Source organism: Streptomyces niphimycinicus (genome assembly GCF_018883605.1).
GTDB classification, from domain to species: Bacteria; Actinomycetota; Actinomycetes; order Streptomycetales; family Streptomycetaceae; genus Streptomyces; species Streptomyces niphimycinicus.
In genome coordinates this window covers 1-549 of record NZ_JAHLEM010001223.1, presented here as the reverse complement: position 1 = coordinate 549, position 549 = coordinate 1, and the positions used below count along the sequence as shown (strand labels likewise).

At 79.1% G+C, this 549-nt stretch carries 1 pseudogene; it reads left to right on the top strand.

Features of this window, described 5'->3' with window-relative positions:
- Positions 1–367: 367 nt before the first annotated feature.
- Positions 368–549, top strand: a pseudogene (locus KN815_RS48980) (hypothetical protein); the annotation flags it as partial.

Below are 549 nucleotides of genomic sequence, written 5' to 3'. Positions count from 1 at the left end.
TGACCCGAGCCCGCGCCCGCGTCCTGGGCCCCGGCCATCCCGACACCCTCGTCAGCCGCGGCGACGAGGCTCACTGCCTGGAGCGGCTGGGCCGGGGCGCCGAGACGGCGGAGACGACGGAGACGGCCTAGGCGGCCGAGAGGGCCGAGCGGGCTTGGGTGGCCGAGACGGCCGAGCGGGCTTAGGTGGCGGCCCATGGCCCAGGCGTTGGGGCCGGGCGGGATGCCCGGGTGGGCCGAGCGGGTCTGGGTGGTGGCTATGGGCGAGGCGTTGGGGCCGGGCGGGATGTCTGAGACGGCCGAGCGGGGCCGGGTGGCCGAGCGGATCCAGGTGGTGGCCACGGCCCAGGTGGTGGGACCGGACGGGGATGCCCGAGCGGGCTTGGGTGGCCGAGACGGCCGAGCGGGCTCAGGTGGCGGCCATGGCCGAGGCGGCGGGGCCGGGCGAGACGGCTGAGGCGGCCGAGCGGGCCTACGTGGCGGACACGGCCCAGGCGTCGGGGTCGGCCGAGACGGCCGGGCGGGTCCAGGCGGCCGGGACGGCCTGGGC